15 protein-coding genes are annotated in these 15,665 nt (G+C 64.2%); 11 read left to right on the top strand and 4 right to left on the bottom strand.

What is annotated here, in order from left to right; translation table 11 throughout:
- Nucleotides 1-207: 207 nt before the first annotated feature.
- On the bottom strand, nucleotides 208-1,380 hold the full coding sequence (locus EP237_RS08310; protein ID WP_127560036.1) for an FAD-dependent monooxygenase: 1,173 nt from the start codon (nucleotides 1,378-1,380) through the stop codon (nucleotides 208-210).
- A gap of 106 nt (nucleotides 1,381-1,486) precedes the next feature.
- Complete coding sequence (dksA, locus tag EP237_RS08305) at nucleotides 1,487-1,909, bottom strand: RNA polymerase-binding protein DksA (protein WP_127560034.1); 423 nt, start codon at nucleotides 1,907-1,909, stop codon at nucleotides 1,487-1,489.
- Between the two features lie 182 nt (nucleotides 1,910-2,091).
- On the opposite strand from dksA, the gene EP237_RS08300 reads away from it, so the two are divergent.
- From EP237_RS08300 to EP237_RS08285, 5 genes are all read left to right on the top strand, one after another.
- Nucleotides 2,092-2,934 (top strand): AAA family ATPase, encoded by an 843-nt coding sequence (locus EP237_RS08300; protein ID WP_127560032.1) that lies wholly within the window; start codon nucleotides 2,092-2,094, stop codon nucleotides 2,932-2,934.
- 147 nt (nucleotides 2,935-3,081) lie between these two features.
- Nucleotides 3,082-3,513, top strand: a complete 432-nt coding sequence (locus EP237_RS08295) for a GNAT family N-acetyltransferase (RefSeq protein WP_240661576.1) — start codon at nucleotides 3,082-3,084, stop codon at nucleotides 3,511-3,513.
- Between the two features lie 4 nt (nucleotides 3,514-3,517).
- Entirely contained in the window at nucleotides 3,518-4,897 is a 1,380-nt protein-coding gene (locus EP237_RS08290) for a DUF2927 domain-containing protein (protein ID WP_127560028.1), read from the top strand.
- A gap of 10 nt (nucleotides 4,898-4,907) precedes the next feature.
- The gene (locus EP237_RS23105) at nucleotides 4,908-5,075 is read left to right on the top strand and encodes a hypothetical protein (RefSeq protein WP_164744664.1); all 168 of its coding nucleotides are present in this window, start codon (nucleotides 4,908-4,910) and stop codon (nucleotides 5,073-5,075) included.
- A gap of 10 nt (nucleotides 5,076-5,085) precedes the next feature.
- On the top strand, nucleotides 5,086-6,270 hold the full coding sequence (locus tag EP237_RS08285; protein WP_127560026.1) for a vWA domain-containing protein: 1,185 nt from the start codon (nucleotides 5,086-5,088) through the stop codon (nucleotides 6,268-6,270).
- On the opposite strand, the gene EP237_RS08280 is transcribed toward EP237_RS08285, so the two are convergent.
- Nucleotides 6,267-7,178: a LysR substrate-binding domain-containing protein gene (locus tag EP237_RS08280; RefSeq protein WP_127560025.1), complete on the bottom strand. Its 912-nt coding sequence runs from the start codon at nucleotides 7,176-7,178 to the stop codon at nucleotides 6,267-6,269. The genes EP237_RS08285 and EP237_RS08280 overlap by 4 nt on opposite strands.
- A 95-nt stretch (nucleotides 7,179-7,273) precedes the next feature.
- Here EP237_RS08280 and EP237_RS08275 point away from each other — a divergent pair, with 95 nt between their 5' ends.
- From EP237_RS08275 to EP237_RS08265, 3 genes are all read left to right on the top strand, one after another.
- Nucleotides 7,274-8,794, top strand: coding sequence for a trimethylamine methyltransferase family protein (locus EP237_RS08275; protein WP_127560023.1), 1,521 nt, complete (start codon nucleotides 7,274-7,276; stop codon nucleotides 8,792-8,794).
- 117 nt (nucleotides 8,795-8,911) lie between these two features.
- Nucleotides 8,912-10,888, top strand: coding sequence for an oxidoreductase (locus EP237_RS08270; protein WP_127560021.1), 1,977 nt, complete (start codon nucleotides 8,912-8,914; stop codon nucleotides 10,886-10,888).
- A 17-nt stretch (nucleotides 10,889-10,905) separates the two neighbouring features.
- A complete protein-coding gene (locus EP237_RS08265; RefSeq protein WP_127560019.1) occupies nucleotides 10,906-13,377 on the top strand; it encodes a GcvT family protein in 2,472 nt (823 codons plus the stop codon).
- A gap of 68 nt (nucleotides 13,378-13,445) precedes the next feature.
- Here the strand turns inward: EP237_RS08265 and EP237_RS08260 are convergent, their stop codons facing one another.
- Nucleotides 13,446-14,165, bottom strand: a complete 720-nt coding sequence (locus EP237_RS08260) for a winged helix-turn-helix transcriptional regulator (protein ID WP_127560017.1) — start codon at nucleotides 14,163-14,165, stop codon at nucleotides 13,446-13,448.
- Between the two features lie 148 nt (nucleotides 14,166-14,313).
- Here EP237_RS08260 and EP237_RS08255 point away from each other — a divergent pair, with 148 nt between their 5' ends.
- From EP237_RS08255 to EP237_RS08250, 3 genes are all read left to right on the top strand, one after another.
- Nucleotides 14,314-14,529: a tautomerase family protein gene (locus tag EP237_RS08255; protein ID WP_127560015.1), complete on the top strand. Its 216-nt coding sequence runs from the start codon at nucleotides 14,314-14,316 to the stop codon at nucleotides 14,527-14,529.
- Nucleotides 14,530-14,670: 141 nt separating this feature from the next.
- Nucleotides 14,671-15,033, top strand: coding sequence for a hypothetical protein (locus EP237_RS23100; RefSeq protein WP_164744663.1), 363 nt, complete (start codon nucleotides 14,671-14,673; stop codon nucleotides 15,031-15,033).
- Nucleotides 15,030-15,644: a DedA family protein gene (locus EP237_RS08250; RefSeq protein ID WP_164744662.1), complete on the top strand. Its 615-nt coding sequence runs from the start codon at nucleotides 15,030-15,032 to the stop codon at nucleotides 15,642-15,644. The genes EP237_RS23100 and EP237_RS08250 overlap by 4 nt, the downstream gene beginning before the upstream one ends.
- Nucleotides 15,645-15,665: the final 21 nt, after the last annotated feature.

The following is a 15,665-nucleotide window of genomic DNA, read 5'->3' as shown; positions in this document are numbered from 1 at the left end:
ACATGGGCGTGAACTCGCGCAAATGGGAACAGATTTCACGCCGGATTCAGTGATTTATCTCATCGCCCCCCTGTGGCGGGTTCTCAAGCGGATGCGGCCCCCGGCTGAAATGCCCGGCGCACACCGCGCAGATCGGAACCGCTGAGTCGCGGAACCGGACTTGTCGGGATTGCCGCGTTGAAGGACCAGAGGGGGACGATGGCGGCATCAGCGCCGGGCGGTGACATCATGACCGTAGAGCCACTGGAACCGATTGGCCGCAAGCCGGGGGGCAAGCCGCGCGCCCAATCTCAGGGCCATATGGGCCGCCGCACGATAGGGGCCGGGGCGCAGGTGATAGTTCTCGGCGTTGCGCGACGCGGCATCGACGATCCGCGCACAGCGGGTCTTGCGCAGCGCCTGGTAGCGGGTGAAGGCGGTGGCGATATCGTCTTCCTGATCCAGCGCATCGGCCAGCACCCAGGCATCTTCCAGCGCCATGTTGGCGCCCTGTGCCAGAAAGGGCAGCGTCGGGTGGGCGGCGTCGCCAAGCAGCGCAAGACGCCCCTGCCCCCAGACCTTGGCCACCGGGTGGCGAAAGAGCCCCCAGAGATAGACCTGATCGGCGCGAAACAGCAGGTCGCGGATCTCGGGCGCGAAATCGGCGAAGGCCGCGCGCAGGATCTCGGGCCGGTCCTTGTGATTCCAGCCCTCGGCGGCCCATCCGTCGCGTTCCTCGACCGCGACCACATTCATCAGCTCGCCGCCGCGCAGCGGATAGGTGACGATATGGCGGCCCGGTCCCATATGGACAATGGCCTCGGGCGGCGTATCGGTTGCGTCGAGCGGGATAGTGCAACGCCAGGCGACCTGGCCGGTAAAGAAGGGCCGCGTGGCGGGATTGAGGGCGGCGCGGGCCTGAGACTGCAGCCCGTCGGCACCGATGACCAGTGGCAGGGTTTCCTCTGCGCCACCCGCGAAGGTCAGGGTGGTGGCGCTGTCATCCGTGGTGACGGCTTCGACCTTGCGGCCAAGCTCCACCGCCACGCCGGCCTCGGTTGCAGCGTGACGCAGGATCTCGATCAGGTCGGCCCGATGCGTCAGGTGATAGGGTTGGTCTTCGCGGTCCAGCTCCATGCGGAACACCGGCTCGCCGCGGCGAAAATCGCGCAGCTCCACCGCCCGCGCCTGCGGGGCGGCCGTGGCAAGCGCCTCACCTAGCCCGAGCGCCTTCATCACCACGGCGCCATTGGGACTGACTTGAAGCCCGGCGCCGACTTCGCGGATTGCATCGGCCTGTTCCAGCACCCGAACCTGCGCGCCGCGCTGTGCCAGCGCCGTGGCCACGGCCAGCCCGCCAATGCCTGCCCCCAGAACCGTGATGTCCTGCCCGATCAGCATGTTCCGCCCTTTCCAAGAAAAAGCACCGGGGCGATCAGGCCCCGGTGCCGGCGACCCCGGCAAGGGGGCCGATCCATGACCGTCGCGCCCGCAGGCGCGGCCGGTATCAGTCGTCGCGATGGACCTTTTCGCGCCGCTCGTGGCGTTCCTGGGCCTCAAGGCTCAGGGTGGCAATCGGGCGGGCGTCCAGACGCTTGAGCGAAATCGGTTCCCCGGTTTCCTCGCAATAGCCATACTCGCCCTCTTCAATCCGGCGCAGGGCCGAGTCGATCTTGGCGATCAGCTTGCGCTGACGATCGCGCGTGCGCAGTTCCAGCGCGCGGTCGGTTTCTTCGGATGCCCGGTCGGCCACGTCGGGAATGTTGCGGGTGTCGTCCTGCAACACAGCGACGGTGCCGCGGCTTTCGTCCAGCAGACCGTTCTTCCAGTTCAGAAGCTTGCGGCGAAAATATTCGAGCTGACGCTCATTCATGAAGGGCTCGTCCTCGGCGGGACGGTAATCTTCAGGCAGAAAGACTTCGGCTTTCATTGTGCTCCCCTAAAAGGGACCGGGGCGGGCGTGTCCGACTCACATGGGGCATGCCCCCGGTCGCATTGCCGCCCGATTACAAGAACGCGCACGCCTTGTCACCCCATCTATTGTTCGCTTGCCGCCCGGTACGGGCGTGTTATGGTCGCGCCCGCATCCGGGCAAGCTATTGAGGCGTTTCAATGAAATTCGACGGAACGGCCACCTATGTGGCAACCGAAGACCTGACCGTAGCCGTCAACGCAGCCGTGACGCTGGAGCGTCCGCTGCTGGTAAAGGGCGAGCCGGGAACCGGAAAAACCGAACTGGCACGGCAGGTTGCGGGGGCGCTTGGGCTGCCGATCATCGAATGGCACGTGAAATCCACGACCCGCGCGCAACAGGGCCTCTATGAATATGACGCGGTCAGCCGGTTGCGCGATTCCCAACTGGGGGATGAGCGCGTTCACGACGTTGCGAACTACATCCGCAAGGGCAAGCTTTGGCAAGCCTTTGAGATGGAAGGCAAATGCGTGCTGCTGATCGACGAGATCGACAAGGCCGACATCGAGTTCCCGAACGATCTTCTGCAGGAACTCGACCGGATGGAATTCTTCGTCTACGAAACCGGCGAGACGATCCGAGCGAAGACCCGCCCCATCGTCATCATCACCTCGAACAACGAAAAGGAACTGCCCGACGCCTTCCTGCGGCGCTGTTTCTTCCATTATATCCGCTTCCCCGACATCGACACGCTGCGCCAGATCGTCGAGGTGCATCACCCCGGCATCAAGCAACGCCTGCTGACCGAGGCGCTGACCCAGTTCTACGAAATCCGCGAACAACAGGGGCTGAAGAAGAAGCCCTCGACCTCGGAGGTGCTGGATTGGCTGAAGCTGCTCTTGGCCGAGGATCTGGACCCCGAGGATCTGAAACGCGACGGGGCCAGCGCGCTGCCGAAACTGCATGGGGCGCTTCTGAAGAACGAACAGGATGTGGCGCTGTTTGAACGGCTGGCCTTCATGGCGCGCCAGCAGCGGCGCTGAACATGCGACCGGAGTTTGCCCGCAGCTTTCCCCGACTTCGCTTGCACCGCTCCCGATTTGTGCCACAATCGACGCCTAGCTCTGGTTACAACTAAGAAACCCAAAGAAAAAGAGGCGTCGAGGGTGAGCACAAACCTGGACATCCGCATGATTCATTCTCGGGATCGCGCCCATTGGGCTCCGCTATGGCGGGACTATCTGGCCTTCTACAAGACCGAGCTTCCCGACAGCACCTATGACGCGACCTTTGCGCGCTATGCGGACCCAGACATGCACGACATGCGCGGCTGGATCGCCTGGGATGGGGATACGGCCGTTGGCCTGGTTCACAGCATCGCCCATGCCCATGGCTGGCGGCCCGAGCCGGTGACCTATCTGCAAGATCTGTTCACCACCCCTGATGCCCGAGGCAAGGGCGTGGCTCGGGCGCTGATCGAAACCGTCTATGCGGATGCCGACGCCGCCGGGCGCCCTGCTGTCTACTGGCTGACACAAGCCGGCAATAGCACCGCCCGCGCGCTTTACGACAAGATCGCGACGGCGACCGATTTCATGGTCTATCGGCGAGCGACGGGGTAAGATGATGTTCAAGAAGACTGCCCTCCTCCTGTCAGCCGCCATCGTCCTCACTGCCTGTGAACCGGGTGACCTGTCGGATGTGCCGGGCCGGCTGGAAACCACGATCCCCAATGCCCTGCCGCCCATGTCGATGTTCGGCACGCCCAACCCCACACCGCCCACGCGATCGAACGCCGCGATTGCGCGCGATTTCCTCGATCTCAGCTTCCAGATGGAAAGCGGGCGGCTGATCCCGGTCCTGTCGCGGTTCGAAGGGCCGGTGACCGTGGCTGTCACCCCCGGCGCGCCGCCGACCCTGTCGCGCGATCTGGACAGGCTGATCCAGCGGCTCCGCTCGGAAGCGCGGATCGACATTTCCCGCGTGCCCCATGGCAGCACCGCCGCCTCGATCACCATCGAGACCCTGCCGCGCGCCCGGATGCAGCGTGCCGTGCCGCAGGCCGCCTGTTTCGTGGTGCCGCGCGTGTCCTCCTGGGACGAGTTCCGCGCCGCGCGGGGCAATTCCCGCACGCTGGACTGGACGACGCTGACCACCCGCGAACATGCCACGGTCTTCATCCCCAACGATGTCAGTCCGCAAGAGGTGCGCGATTGCCTGCACGAGGAAATCGGCCAGGCGCTCGGGCCTCTGAATGACCTCTACCGGCTGCCCGATTCCATCTTCAACGATGACAATTTCAATGCTGTCCTGACCGGCTTCGACATGCTGATCCTGCGGGCCTATTACGATGGATCGCTGCGGTCCGGCATGACCCGCGAAGAGGTCGCCGCACGCCTGCCCGCGATCTTGTCGCGGCTTAATCCCGCAGGCAACAGCGCCACAGCAATCGCCCCCCGCCCCATCGACCGGGACTGGATCCTGGCCATCGAAGAGGCGCTTGGCGGACGGCAACCGGTGCCCGCCCGCATCGCCGCCGCGCAACGCGCCGTCGCCATCGCCACCAACCATGGCTGGACCGACACGCGGCTTGGCTTTTCCTATTTCGCGCTAGGGCGGCTGGCCCTGTCGCGCGATGCCAACACGTCTGTCACGGCCTTCATCGCTGCGGGAAACAATTTCCGCAGCATCGACCCCGGCAGCATCCAGACCGCGCATGTGAACATGCAGCTTGCCGCCTTTGCCCTGTCGGCGGGCGACGGGGCGCGGGCGCTGACGCTGGTCAACGAGGCCCTGCCCGCCGCCACGCGGGCCGAAAATGCCTCGCTTCTGGCGACGCTTCTGATGATCAAGGCCGAAGCGCTGGAGATCGAGGGCCGCATGTCGGAAGCGGCATCTGTGCGCCTCGACTCGCTTGGATGGGCGCGCTATGGCTTCGGGCGGGATCAGGATGTGCGCGCCCGGCTGACCGAGGTCGCCGCCCTGTCTCCGCAGAACCGAAGCTGAGGAGAGCGACTTGATAAATCTTCTGGGGCTCGTCATCGGGGCCGCGCTTGGCGCATTCCTCGCCTGGCGGCGCAAGGGAAATCGCATGGATATCCTGCACTACGCGGGCGTGCTTGGTCTGATCGGACTGATCGTCGGCACCTTCGTCGGCGTCTTCCTGCTGCGCGGCGGCGCCTGAGGGACCGGCGATGTTCCTGCCCTTCTTCGACACGCTCCGCGCCGCCCGCATCCCGGTTTCCGTCCGCGAATACCTGACCTTCCTGGAGGCCGTGGGCACCGGCATGGTGACCTATGACCTCGACGGGTTCTACTACCTGGCCCGCGCCGCGATGGTGAAAGATGAACGCCATCTGGACCGCTTCGACCGGGCCTTTGCCCATGCCTTCAGCGGGCTGGAACAGATCACGCCGGAACAGGTCATGGAAGCCGCCGAGATCCCCGCCGAATGGCTGCAGAAGCTCGCTGAAAAGCATCTGAGCGCCGAGGAAATGGCCGAGATCGAGGCGCTTGGCGGGTTCGAGAAGCTGATGGACACGCTGCGCGAGCGGCTGAAGGAACAGGAAGGCCGGCATCAGGGCGGCAACAATTGGATCGGCACCGCCGGCACCTCGCCCTTCGGGGCCTATGGCTACAACCCCGAGGGCGTGCGCATCGGCCAGAAGGAAAGCCGCCATCGGCGCGCGGTCAAGGTCTGGGACAAGCGCGAATTCAAGAACCTTGATGACACCATCGAACTGGGCACCCGCAACATCAAGGTGGCGCTGAAACGCCTGCGCCAATGGGCGCGCACCGGGGCCGAGGAAGAGCTCGACCTCGACGGCACCATCCGCGCCACCGCCGAACATGGCTATCTCGACGTCAAAACCCGCCCCGAGCGGCACAATGCGGTGAAGGTCATCCTGTTCCTCGACGTGGGCGGCAGCATGGACCCCCATATCCGCGTGGTGGAGGAGCTGTTCAGCGCCGCGCGGTCCGAATTCAAGCATCTCGAACACTACTATTTCCACAATTGCCTTTATGAAGGCGTGTGGAAGGACAATGCCCGCCGCTGGACCGCGCAGATCCCGACGCAAGAGGTGTTGAACACCTATGGGTCTGATTACAAATGCATTTTCGTGGGCGACGCCTCCATGTCGCCCTATGAAATCGCCATGCCCGGCGGCGCGAATGAGCATTGGAACAAGGAAGCCGGTCAGGTCTGGCTGGACCGCGCCCGCGCCCAATGGCCCAACCACATGTGGATCAACCCCACGCCAGAACCCCATTGGCGCTACACCCAATCCATCAAGATGATCCACGACATCTTCGAGGGCCGCATGGTGCCGATGACCCTGGAAGGCATCGACCGGGGCATGCGGGAGCTGGGGCGTTAAACGGCGTCCTTCGTCTGCGCCAATATCCAGTCGCGGACCAGCTTTGCGTCGTCCGACAGGGGGCGCAGCCTGGACCACACCAGGTAGAACCCGGTGTCAGAACACCAGCTCCAGTCCGGGCGGGCGGCCAGAAGGCCCTGATCGACCAGCCCCGTGACGATGTGATGCCAACCGAAGGCAAAGCCCTCCCCCGCCATCGCCGCCTGCAGGACAAGGGCGTAGTCGTTCAGGCGTAGCCCGCTGGACGGCACCTCCGCGCGGATGCCGAAATGGGCGAACCAGTCGCTCCAGACCGGGCGTTCGCGGATCGGCTCTTCCAGATGGATCAGGCGCTGATGCAGCAGGCCGGGGATGCCTTTCAGATTGACCGCCGCCGCCATCACGCGGGGCGCAGCGACGGGGTAAATTCGTTCCGTGGCGATCAGCACGCTTTCACAATCGGGCCAGTTGCCATCCCCGCGACGCACGGCGAGGCTGATATTCTCGGCGTACAGATCCGGTTCCCGGTCGCTGGTCTGAAGACGCAGGTCGATCTGCGGATGCGCCGATTTCAAGGCCGCGAGGCGGGGCATTGTCCAGTGATTGTTGAAGGCGGTCGAGGCGTTAAGGGTCACGTAATCCCGGCGTGATAGGTGTTGGATCGCCGTGGCCGAATGCGCAAGCTGTTCGAACGCGCGCGAAACATCCGAGAAGAGCCGTTCCCCTGCTGCCGTCAACGTGACCCTGCGATGCCCACGCAGGAACAAGGCGACGCCAAGCCGGTCCTCCAGCGCCCGGATCGTGGCGCTGACAGCGGGCTGCTGAACGTTCAACTCCTCAGCCGCACGGGTGAATGACCCGCTGCGGGCGGCGGCTTCGAACACCATGAGGTGACGCGGTGAACAAAGCTGATCCCAGAGATTTCGCATAATTTGAGGTTATCCTAAACATCATCCTTTTCAAGCGTCACAAGGGCTTTGATCAGCATTAACCTGTGTCTGAAACAATTTTAAAAGGGCCCGCCATGGCCAGACGCAGCCGCCCGACCCGCAACCGAAGCGCCGGTTCCGGCAACTCCCCCGCCTCGCCGCATATCCGGCGGGTGCTGCCTTTCTTCGATGTGCTGGACGAGGACCAGATCGAAAAGCTGGAGGCACAGGTCGACTGGATCCTGCAGGATGTGGGCATCGCGTTTCGTGACGATCCAGAAGCAATTGCACTGTGGAAACGCGAAGGCGCGCGGGTCGAGGGCGATGTCGTGCGTGCTCCCGCTGACTGGATTCGCAGCCTGTGTGCGAAGGCCCCGAGCCAGTTCACGCAGCTCGCCCGCAACCCGGAACGGTCGGTGACCATCGGCGGTGCGCATCAGGTCTTCGCACCCATCTACGGCGCGCCCTTCGTGCGCGACCTTAAGGGCGGGCGGCGCTATGGCGACATGGCCGCTTTCCGCGACCTCGTGCGGCTCACCTATATGCACCCCAACCTGCATCACGGCGGCTTCGTCACCTGCGAACCCTGCGACGTGCCGGTCAGCAAGCGCCACCTTGACATGCTGCTGGCCCATATGACCCTGTCAGACAAACCCCACCTTGGTGCGATCACGGAAATGAGCCGCGCAGAGGATAGCGTCGCCATGGCGGAAATCGTGTTTGGTGCCGATGTGATGGAGCAGAATTGCGTCATCATGGGCAACGTCAACACCAACTCGCCCCTTCTGGTCGACAAGGTGGTGACTGAGGCGATCCGCGTATATTGCGCGCGAAATCAAGGGATTGTGGTGGTTCCCTTTATCCTGTCGGGCGCCATGGGGCCGGTCAGCACGGCCGCCAGCGTCGCGCAGGCGATGGCCGAGGCGATGATGGTCTGCGCCTATGCGCAACTGGTCCGCCCGGGCGCGCCCTTCGTGTTGGGCAACTTCCTGTCGTCCATGTCGCTGAAGTCCGGCGCCCCCACCTTCGGGATGCCGGAACCCGTCATGTCGAACTACGCCATCGGCCAGCTTGCGCGCCGTGCGGGCCTGCCCTTGCGCTGTGGCGGGTCGCTGACGGCCTCCAAGATCGAGGACGCGCAGGCCGCCTATGAGAGTGCTGACTCCATGCATTCCACCATGCTGGCGGGGGCCAATTACGTGCTGCACGCGGCAGGCTGGCTGGAGGGTGGGCTGTGCACCGGGTTCGAGAAACTGGTGATGGATGCCGACCGGCTCGGCAGCTATCAAAAGCTGCTGTCGCAGGGCCTGGATGTGTCCGACGAAGCCTTCGCCCGCGATGCCTACGCAGAGGTCGCGCCGGGCGGGCATTTCCTTGGCTGCGGCCACACGATGCGCAATTATCAGACCGCGTTCTATGAACCCAAACTGAGCGATAGCGAGAATGTGGAAAGCTGGGAAGAGGCCGGATCGAAAGACATGCGCGCCCGTGCCCATGAACGCTGGACAGGGATGCTGGAGAGCTATGAGGCCCCGCCGATGGACAACGCGATGCGAGAAGAGCTGGAAGCCTTCGTCGCCCGCCGCAAGGAGGAGCTGCCCGATGCGTGGTACTAGGTTAACCCTCTGTTTACGCATAAGTTCATCTGATGTGACAGCGCCAAAAACAGGGGGGTGCCCCCCGTACACCCCCTGTACACCCCCCGTGCACCCCTCGTGCAGACGGAAGAGCCCATGACCGCCTTTCCCCGCCTCACCAGCCCGCTCGACCTGCGCCACAAGACCCTGCGCAACCGCATCACTTTTGGAGCCCACACGGCGAACATGTCGGTGAACGGATTGCCGGGCGACCAGTTCGGGGCCTACCTGCTGGAACGCGCTTTGGGCGGCGCGGGGATGATCGTGGCGGAACCCGTGCCCGTCCACCGCACCGGCGTGCTGACGCGGGGCAATTTCCTGGCGGAGGACGACGCGGTGATCCCCGCCTTCCGCCGCATCCTGGAGCCGGTGAAAGACGCGGGCGCGGTGGTGTTGCAGCAGCTTTACCATGTGGGCCAGCACGGCGATTCCGATCTCAGCTACCAGCCGCATTGGGGGCCGTCGGGGCGGCCCAGTTACCACGACAGCGACGGCAGCCATGCCATGACCGGGGCCGAGATCGAGGAGATGATCGCGGGTTTCATCGCCGCCGCGCGGCGCTGCCAGCAGGCGGGCTTTGATGGGGTCGAGATCTGGGCTGCCTATCACTCGCTTCTCGATCAGTTCTGGACACCCTGGAGCAACCGGCGGGATGATGATTGGGGCGGGTCGCTGGAAAACCGCACGCGGATGTCGATGCGCATCCTTGAAGGCATCCGGCGCGCCTGCGGCGAGGATTTCATCGTCGGCATGTCGGTGAGTTATTCTGACAGCTATGCGGTGAGCCTCGGGATTGAGGACCTGACCGAAATCCTCGCGCTGCATGATGGGACGGGGCATCTGGATTACGTCAGTTGCGGCTCTGGCGGGTATCTCGACTTCGAGAAGCTGATGCCCACCTTCGTGATGGGCGAAAAGCCCACGGTGCCCGCGACGGAGGTGTTCAAGCGGGAACTCAAACACGCCAAGGTGCAGGCCGAAAGCGGGATCAGGACGCCCGACAATGCGGAAAGCGTGATCGGGTCGGGTCAGGCCGATCTGGTCTCCATCGTGCGCGGGCAGATCGCCGACCCGCATCTGGCGCGCAAGGTGACGGAGGGCAGGCCGGAGGACATTCGCGGCTGCATCTCCTGCAACCAGATGTGCTGGGGCCGCCGGTCACGCGATTACTGGATTTCCTGCCTCGTGAACCCCTCCGTGGGGCGCGAATACCAGTGGGGCGGGGACCGGTTTACGCCTGCCGAGACGCCGAAAAAGGTGCTGGTCGTCGGCGCGGGCCCGGGGGGGCTGGAGGCCGCGCGGGTGGCGGCGGAACGGGGGCATTCGGTCGAGATCCACGAGGCGGCGGCGGTCATTGGCGGGCAGTTCCGGCTGGCGGGCGAACAGCCGCGGCGGGGGCAGATCACGGAGCTGCTCGACTGGTACGAACGGCAGTTCGACAGGCTCGGGGTGCGGCTGCATCTGAACAGTTTTCTGGACGCAGACGATGTGCGGGGGATCGGCGCCGATCAGGTGGTGCTGGCCACCGGATCGCTGCCGGATGAGGAGGCGACACAACGCTGGCTGCCGCAGCTTGGCCCGCTGCCGGGGCTGGCGAATGGCCATGTCTATGCCGCCGAGGACGTGATGCGCCGCGATGCGCGGCTTGGCGATCATGTGATCGTCCTGGATGAAGGCGGCAATATGCGCGGCGTCGGCACGGCGTGGCATCTGGCGGAAGCGGGCAAGCAGGTGACGCTGGTCACGCCCGATCCTTATGTCGGGAAAGACCTGACACGCACCAGCGCCGACATTCCGATCCGGGCGCGGCTGGCGAGGTTGGGCGTCGAGATGCTGACCGAGCACGGCATTCTGGAATGGCGCGGCAACGGGGCGCTGCTGCGCAACCTGCTGGACGGGTCCGAGCGCGAGATTGCCTCTTCCGCCCTTGTCATGGCCACCACGAACCGCGCCTTTGATCCGCTGTCGGAGGCGCTGTCCGACCTCGCCCCCATTCTCATCGGCGACGCACAGGCCCCGCGCCAGGCGCCATGGGCCTTTTACGAGGGCCGCAAATGCGGCCTTGAGATCTGACAGGAAGGAGCACCGACATGCCCGAGATCCAGAAAGACGAAACCGGAACCGCCAATGGCAAACCCCTGCCCTCCCACGCCAAGGTGGTGGTGATCGGGGGCGGCGTGGTGGGCTGCTCGATCCTGTTTCACCTGGCCAAGTTCGGCTGGAAGGACGTGGTCCTGCTGGAACGCGATGAGTTGACCAGCGGGTCCAGCTGGCACGCGGCGGGGCAGATTCACACGATCAGCTCGGACCCGAATATCAGCCGCCTTCAGGGCTATACCATTGATCTTTATAAAGAGATCGAGGAGACCAGCGGCCATTCCGTGGGTCTTCACATGACCGGCGGTTTCTACGCGGCCTCGACCAAGGAATGGTATGACTACCTGAAACGCGAACGGTCCAAGGCGCGCTACATGGGGCTTGATCAGGAGTTTATCAGCCCCAAGGAACTGGCCGAACGGCATCCGCTCATTGACACCAGCCAGTATTACGCGGCGCTGTGGGACGATCAGGATGGCGATCTCGACCCCTCTGGCGCGACCTATGCCTTTGCAAAGGCCGCCCGCGTGCACGGCGCGCAATATTTCACCCATTGCGGCGTGACCGCGACCACGCAACGCCCCGACGGAAGCTGGGATGTGACCACGCCCAAAGGCGTCATCAATGCCGAGATCATCGTCAATTGCGGGGGTCTCTGGGCGCGGGAAGTGGGGCATATGCAGGGGCTGCACATCCCGGTGCAGCCGATGGAGCACCACTACCTGATCACCGAGGCGATCCCCGAGATCGTCGAGCGGATGCAGCCCGGGGGCGCTGGCCGCCTGCCCTGCGGGATCGACTACGAGGCGAATATCTATTTCCGGCAGGAACGGCAGGGGATGCTGCTTGGCACCTATGAGCCCAAGGGCACGCCGTGGAAGGTGGAGGGCACGCCCTGGACCTTCGGGCATGAGCTGCTGCAACCCGATCTGGACCGCATCGCCGACCGGCTGGAACTGGGGTTCGAACGCATCCCGGCGCTGGCAAATGCCGGGATCAAGGACGCGATCAACGGCCCCTTCACTTTTGGCCCCGACGGCAACCCGATGATCGGCCCGGTTCCGGGCATGACCAATTATTGGTGCGCCGTGGGCGTCATGGCGGGCTTCTGCCAGGGCGGCGGTGTCGGGCTGACCATGGCCGAATGGATGATCGACGGAGAGCCGTCCATCGACGTGTGGGCCATGGATGTGGCGCGCTTCGGCGATTGGGCGACGCCCGACTGGGGCACGGTGAAATCGACCGAGAATTACGAGCGCCGCTTCGTGATGACCTTCCCCAATGAAACCCTGCCCAAGGGCCGCTTGCAGAAGACCACGGCACTTTATGACCGGCTGGTCGCCAAGGGCGCGCGAATGGGTCAGGGCTTTGGTCTGGAAAACGCGCTGTGGTTTGCGGACGGGCCGGACGATGCCCATGAGGAACCGACATTTGAGCGCAACCGGTCGCATGACTACGTGGCGCGCGAGGTGAAAGCGGTGCAAGAGGCCGTGGGCGGCATCGAGATCGCCAATTTCGCCAAGCATGAGGTCAAGGGCGCGGGCGCGCGGGCGTGGCTGGACCGCATCCTTGCGGGCTATGTGCCGAAACCGGGTCGCCTGACGCTGACGCCGATGCTGACCCCCAAGGGCCGGCTTTATGGCGATCTGACCGTGGCCTGTCTGGCGGACGATCACTTCATGCTCTTCGGCTCCGGCGACATGCAGGACGCGCATCGCCGCTGGTTCGAGAAGGACCTGCCCGCCGATGTGTCTTACGCCAATGTCAGCGACGACTGGCACGGGATTGCGCTCTCTGGTCCCAATTCGCGGGAACTGCTGGCGCGGATCACCCGCGATGACGTGAGCGCCGAGGCGTTCAAATTCCGCGATCTGCGGCAGACCTTCGTGGGCGGCGTGCCGGTGATCCTGAACCGGATCAGCTTTAGCGGCGAGTTGGGGTACGAGATTTACTGCAAACCGCAATACCTGCTGCGTCTGGCCGAGGCCATCGAGGCGGCAGGCGCCGATCTGGGCTATCACTGGTACGGCGCGCGGGCGCTGATGTCCATGCGGCTGGAGAAAGGCTGGGGTGCGTGGTCGCTGGAATTCCGCCCCGATTTCAACGCGGTGGAAAGCGGCATGGAGGCCTTCATCAACTGGAAAAAGGATTTCGTCGGTAAGGAAGCGACCTTGGCCGCGAGAGAGGCCGGGCCGAAACGGCGGCTGGTCACCATGGCGATCGAGGCCGAGGGGATCGACGTCACCAATGACGAGGCGGTGCTGAAGGATGGCGCGGCCGTAGGCTATGTGTCGTCTGGGGGCTACGGTCACAGAACGGGCCAATCGCTCGCCATGGGCTATGTCGACGCGGCCCATGCCGCGCCCGGATCGGAGCTGGAGGTCGAGATCCTGGGCGAGATGTACAAGGCCCGCGTGCTGGACGGCCCCAGCTATGACGCGAATGGCGCGAATATGCGCGGCTAGTTTCGTGACTGAACAGCGCGCCGCCGGTCAGCTTCGGCGGCGCATGCACCCATGCAAATTGGTTTCGGTCATGAAGCGGCGCGTGCCCGGTCCTGGGCAACGTACCGCTTTTGATCCGCAAACTTGCTTTTGATCAGCCATTTGGTGAGGGTCTGCGCCATCCCCGAATGCCCGATGAGCGAAATCCGGTCCTCTTCAAGCTCACGCTCAAAGCTGGAATGCCCCATCCAGGCCGATGTCAGGGCGCGCAAGTCGCTGATGACGAACAGGTCTACATTGTGCCCCGGATCGAGATAGCACAGGTCCGTTTCCATCCCCGGTTTGACAACCAGCCAGTAGTTCGCCTGTTCGTTCGGAGGATCATTGAGCGTGAACTGAATGACGCATTTATGGATCGGCAGGGCCGACCTGTTGACCTTGCGGCGGATGTTCCACATCAGCATGCGCGCGTCGAGGCATTGAAGCGACAGGTTCGTATCGATATTCCGATGCGCCCATTCCCCAAGGCTGACCACGATGGGTTCCAGCTCATCGGCACGCTCGGTCGTCACATATTCGGAATGCGCACCCGCGCCTGTGCTTCGGCGATCGATCAGCCCGTTGGCCTCCATCTCTTTCAGGCGCTTCGACAGCAAACCGGGGGACATCCCCGGGACGCCGCGACTGATTTCATTGAACCGCGATGATCCGTTCCACATTTCGCACAGGATCAGCATTGTCCAACGGGGGCCCAACAGGTCCGACGCCATGGCGATGGGGCAAAACCTCGGATAGATGTTTTTTGACATGACAGCTCCTCTGACGGGCAGCTTCCCACGTCCGGAACCACAGGACTAGTACAAGAACTGTAGTGGATTTGCTTCAGTTTGATGACTGGAACGGAATGCGTCCGTGGCGGCAATCTTGCGATGTTCAACACATTGAAGGAGAACGAAAATGCCGCTTGTCGATATTGAAGTCATCGAAGGTGTCTTCGATCAGGCCCAAAAGGCCCAGATGATCGAAAAGGTCACCAATGCCATGGTGGAAGTGGAAGGCGAGGCCATGCGCGGCGTGACCTGGGTCCGCGTCAAGGAGGTCCGCAGCGGTCAATGGGGCATTGGCGGAAGCACCCCCAGTGCCGCTGACATCAAGGCCATGGCGGCCGGCTGACCCAAGGCGGGGGCCGGCGCGGATCACGGGGCCGACCCCGACCTGCCTGTTGCGCGGGATGCGCTGTAAATGCGCTTCCCCCGCGACGGAAATCGGGCCATGGTCCGTGTCATCCCCTGATACCCCTTCAAAGGACCGCCCATGTTCGCCTTTCTCCGCCGTATCTGGCAGGCCGCGCCGGTTGCCACCGTGATCCTCGGGGGCGCGCTGGCGGTGAGCCTGTTCTTTGCCGTGCGGCTGGTGGCGTTCTGGATCTACTGGGCCGATCCCGCGCATCGTGATCAGGCGATAGAGCCATGGATGACGCCCGGATACGTGGCCCATTCCTGGGGCCTCCCGCGCGAACTGGCCTTCGAGGCGCTGGACCTGCCACCCGCCCCCGGCGGCCCGCGCAGCTTGCAGGAACTGGCAGAAGAACGCGGGGTAACGGTGGAGCTGCTGGCGCAAGACTTGCAGGCCGCCATCGACGCCTTCCGGGCCGCACAGGGGGATGCGCGCCCATGACCGACACGATCTTTGCCCTCGTCACCACCTGGGGCGCGCTGGTGATCTTCGCCTCGTCCTTCCTGTCCTGTCTGGCACTGCCCATCCCCACCTCGCTGATGATGCTGTCGGGCGGCGCCTTCGTGGCGGCGGGCGATCTGGCGCTGTGGCAGGTCATTGCCGGGGCGTGGGGCGGGGCCATTCTGGGCGACCAGACCGGATATCTGATCGGCCGCCATGGCGGCGCACCGCTGGTCGAGCGCATCGCCCGCACCCCGGCCCGCAGCGCGGTTCTGAACCGGGCGCGCGGGCTGGTGGACAAGCGCGGCGGCCTTGGCGTCTTCTTTTCCACCTGGCTGTTTGCCCCGCTCGGGCCTTGGGTGAATTTCATCGCAGGGACCACCGGGCTCGGCTGGCTGCGCTTCACCTTCTGGGACGTGTTGGGTGAAACCATCTGGGTCACGATCTATGTGGGCCTCGGCTTTGCCTTCGCCAGCCAGATCGAGGCGGTGTCCGACATTCTGGGCAGCGCCGTAGGGCTGCTTGCGGCCTTGGCGGTGGCGGCGGCAATGGCGATCTGGATTCGCGGGGCGCTGAAGGCCCAGAAGGCGCGCCGCGCGGTTGAACCCTGACCTACCGGGCTCTAAATCGGG

The organism is Nioella ostreopsis (assembly GCF_004000255.1).
GTDB lineage: Bacteria > Pseudomonadota > Alphaproteobacteria > Rhodobacterales > Rhodobacteraceae > Nioella > Nioella ostreopsis.
Note: the sequence above shows the minus strand (reverse complement) of the source record. Positions and strands in the feature narration are given on the sequence as shown.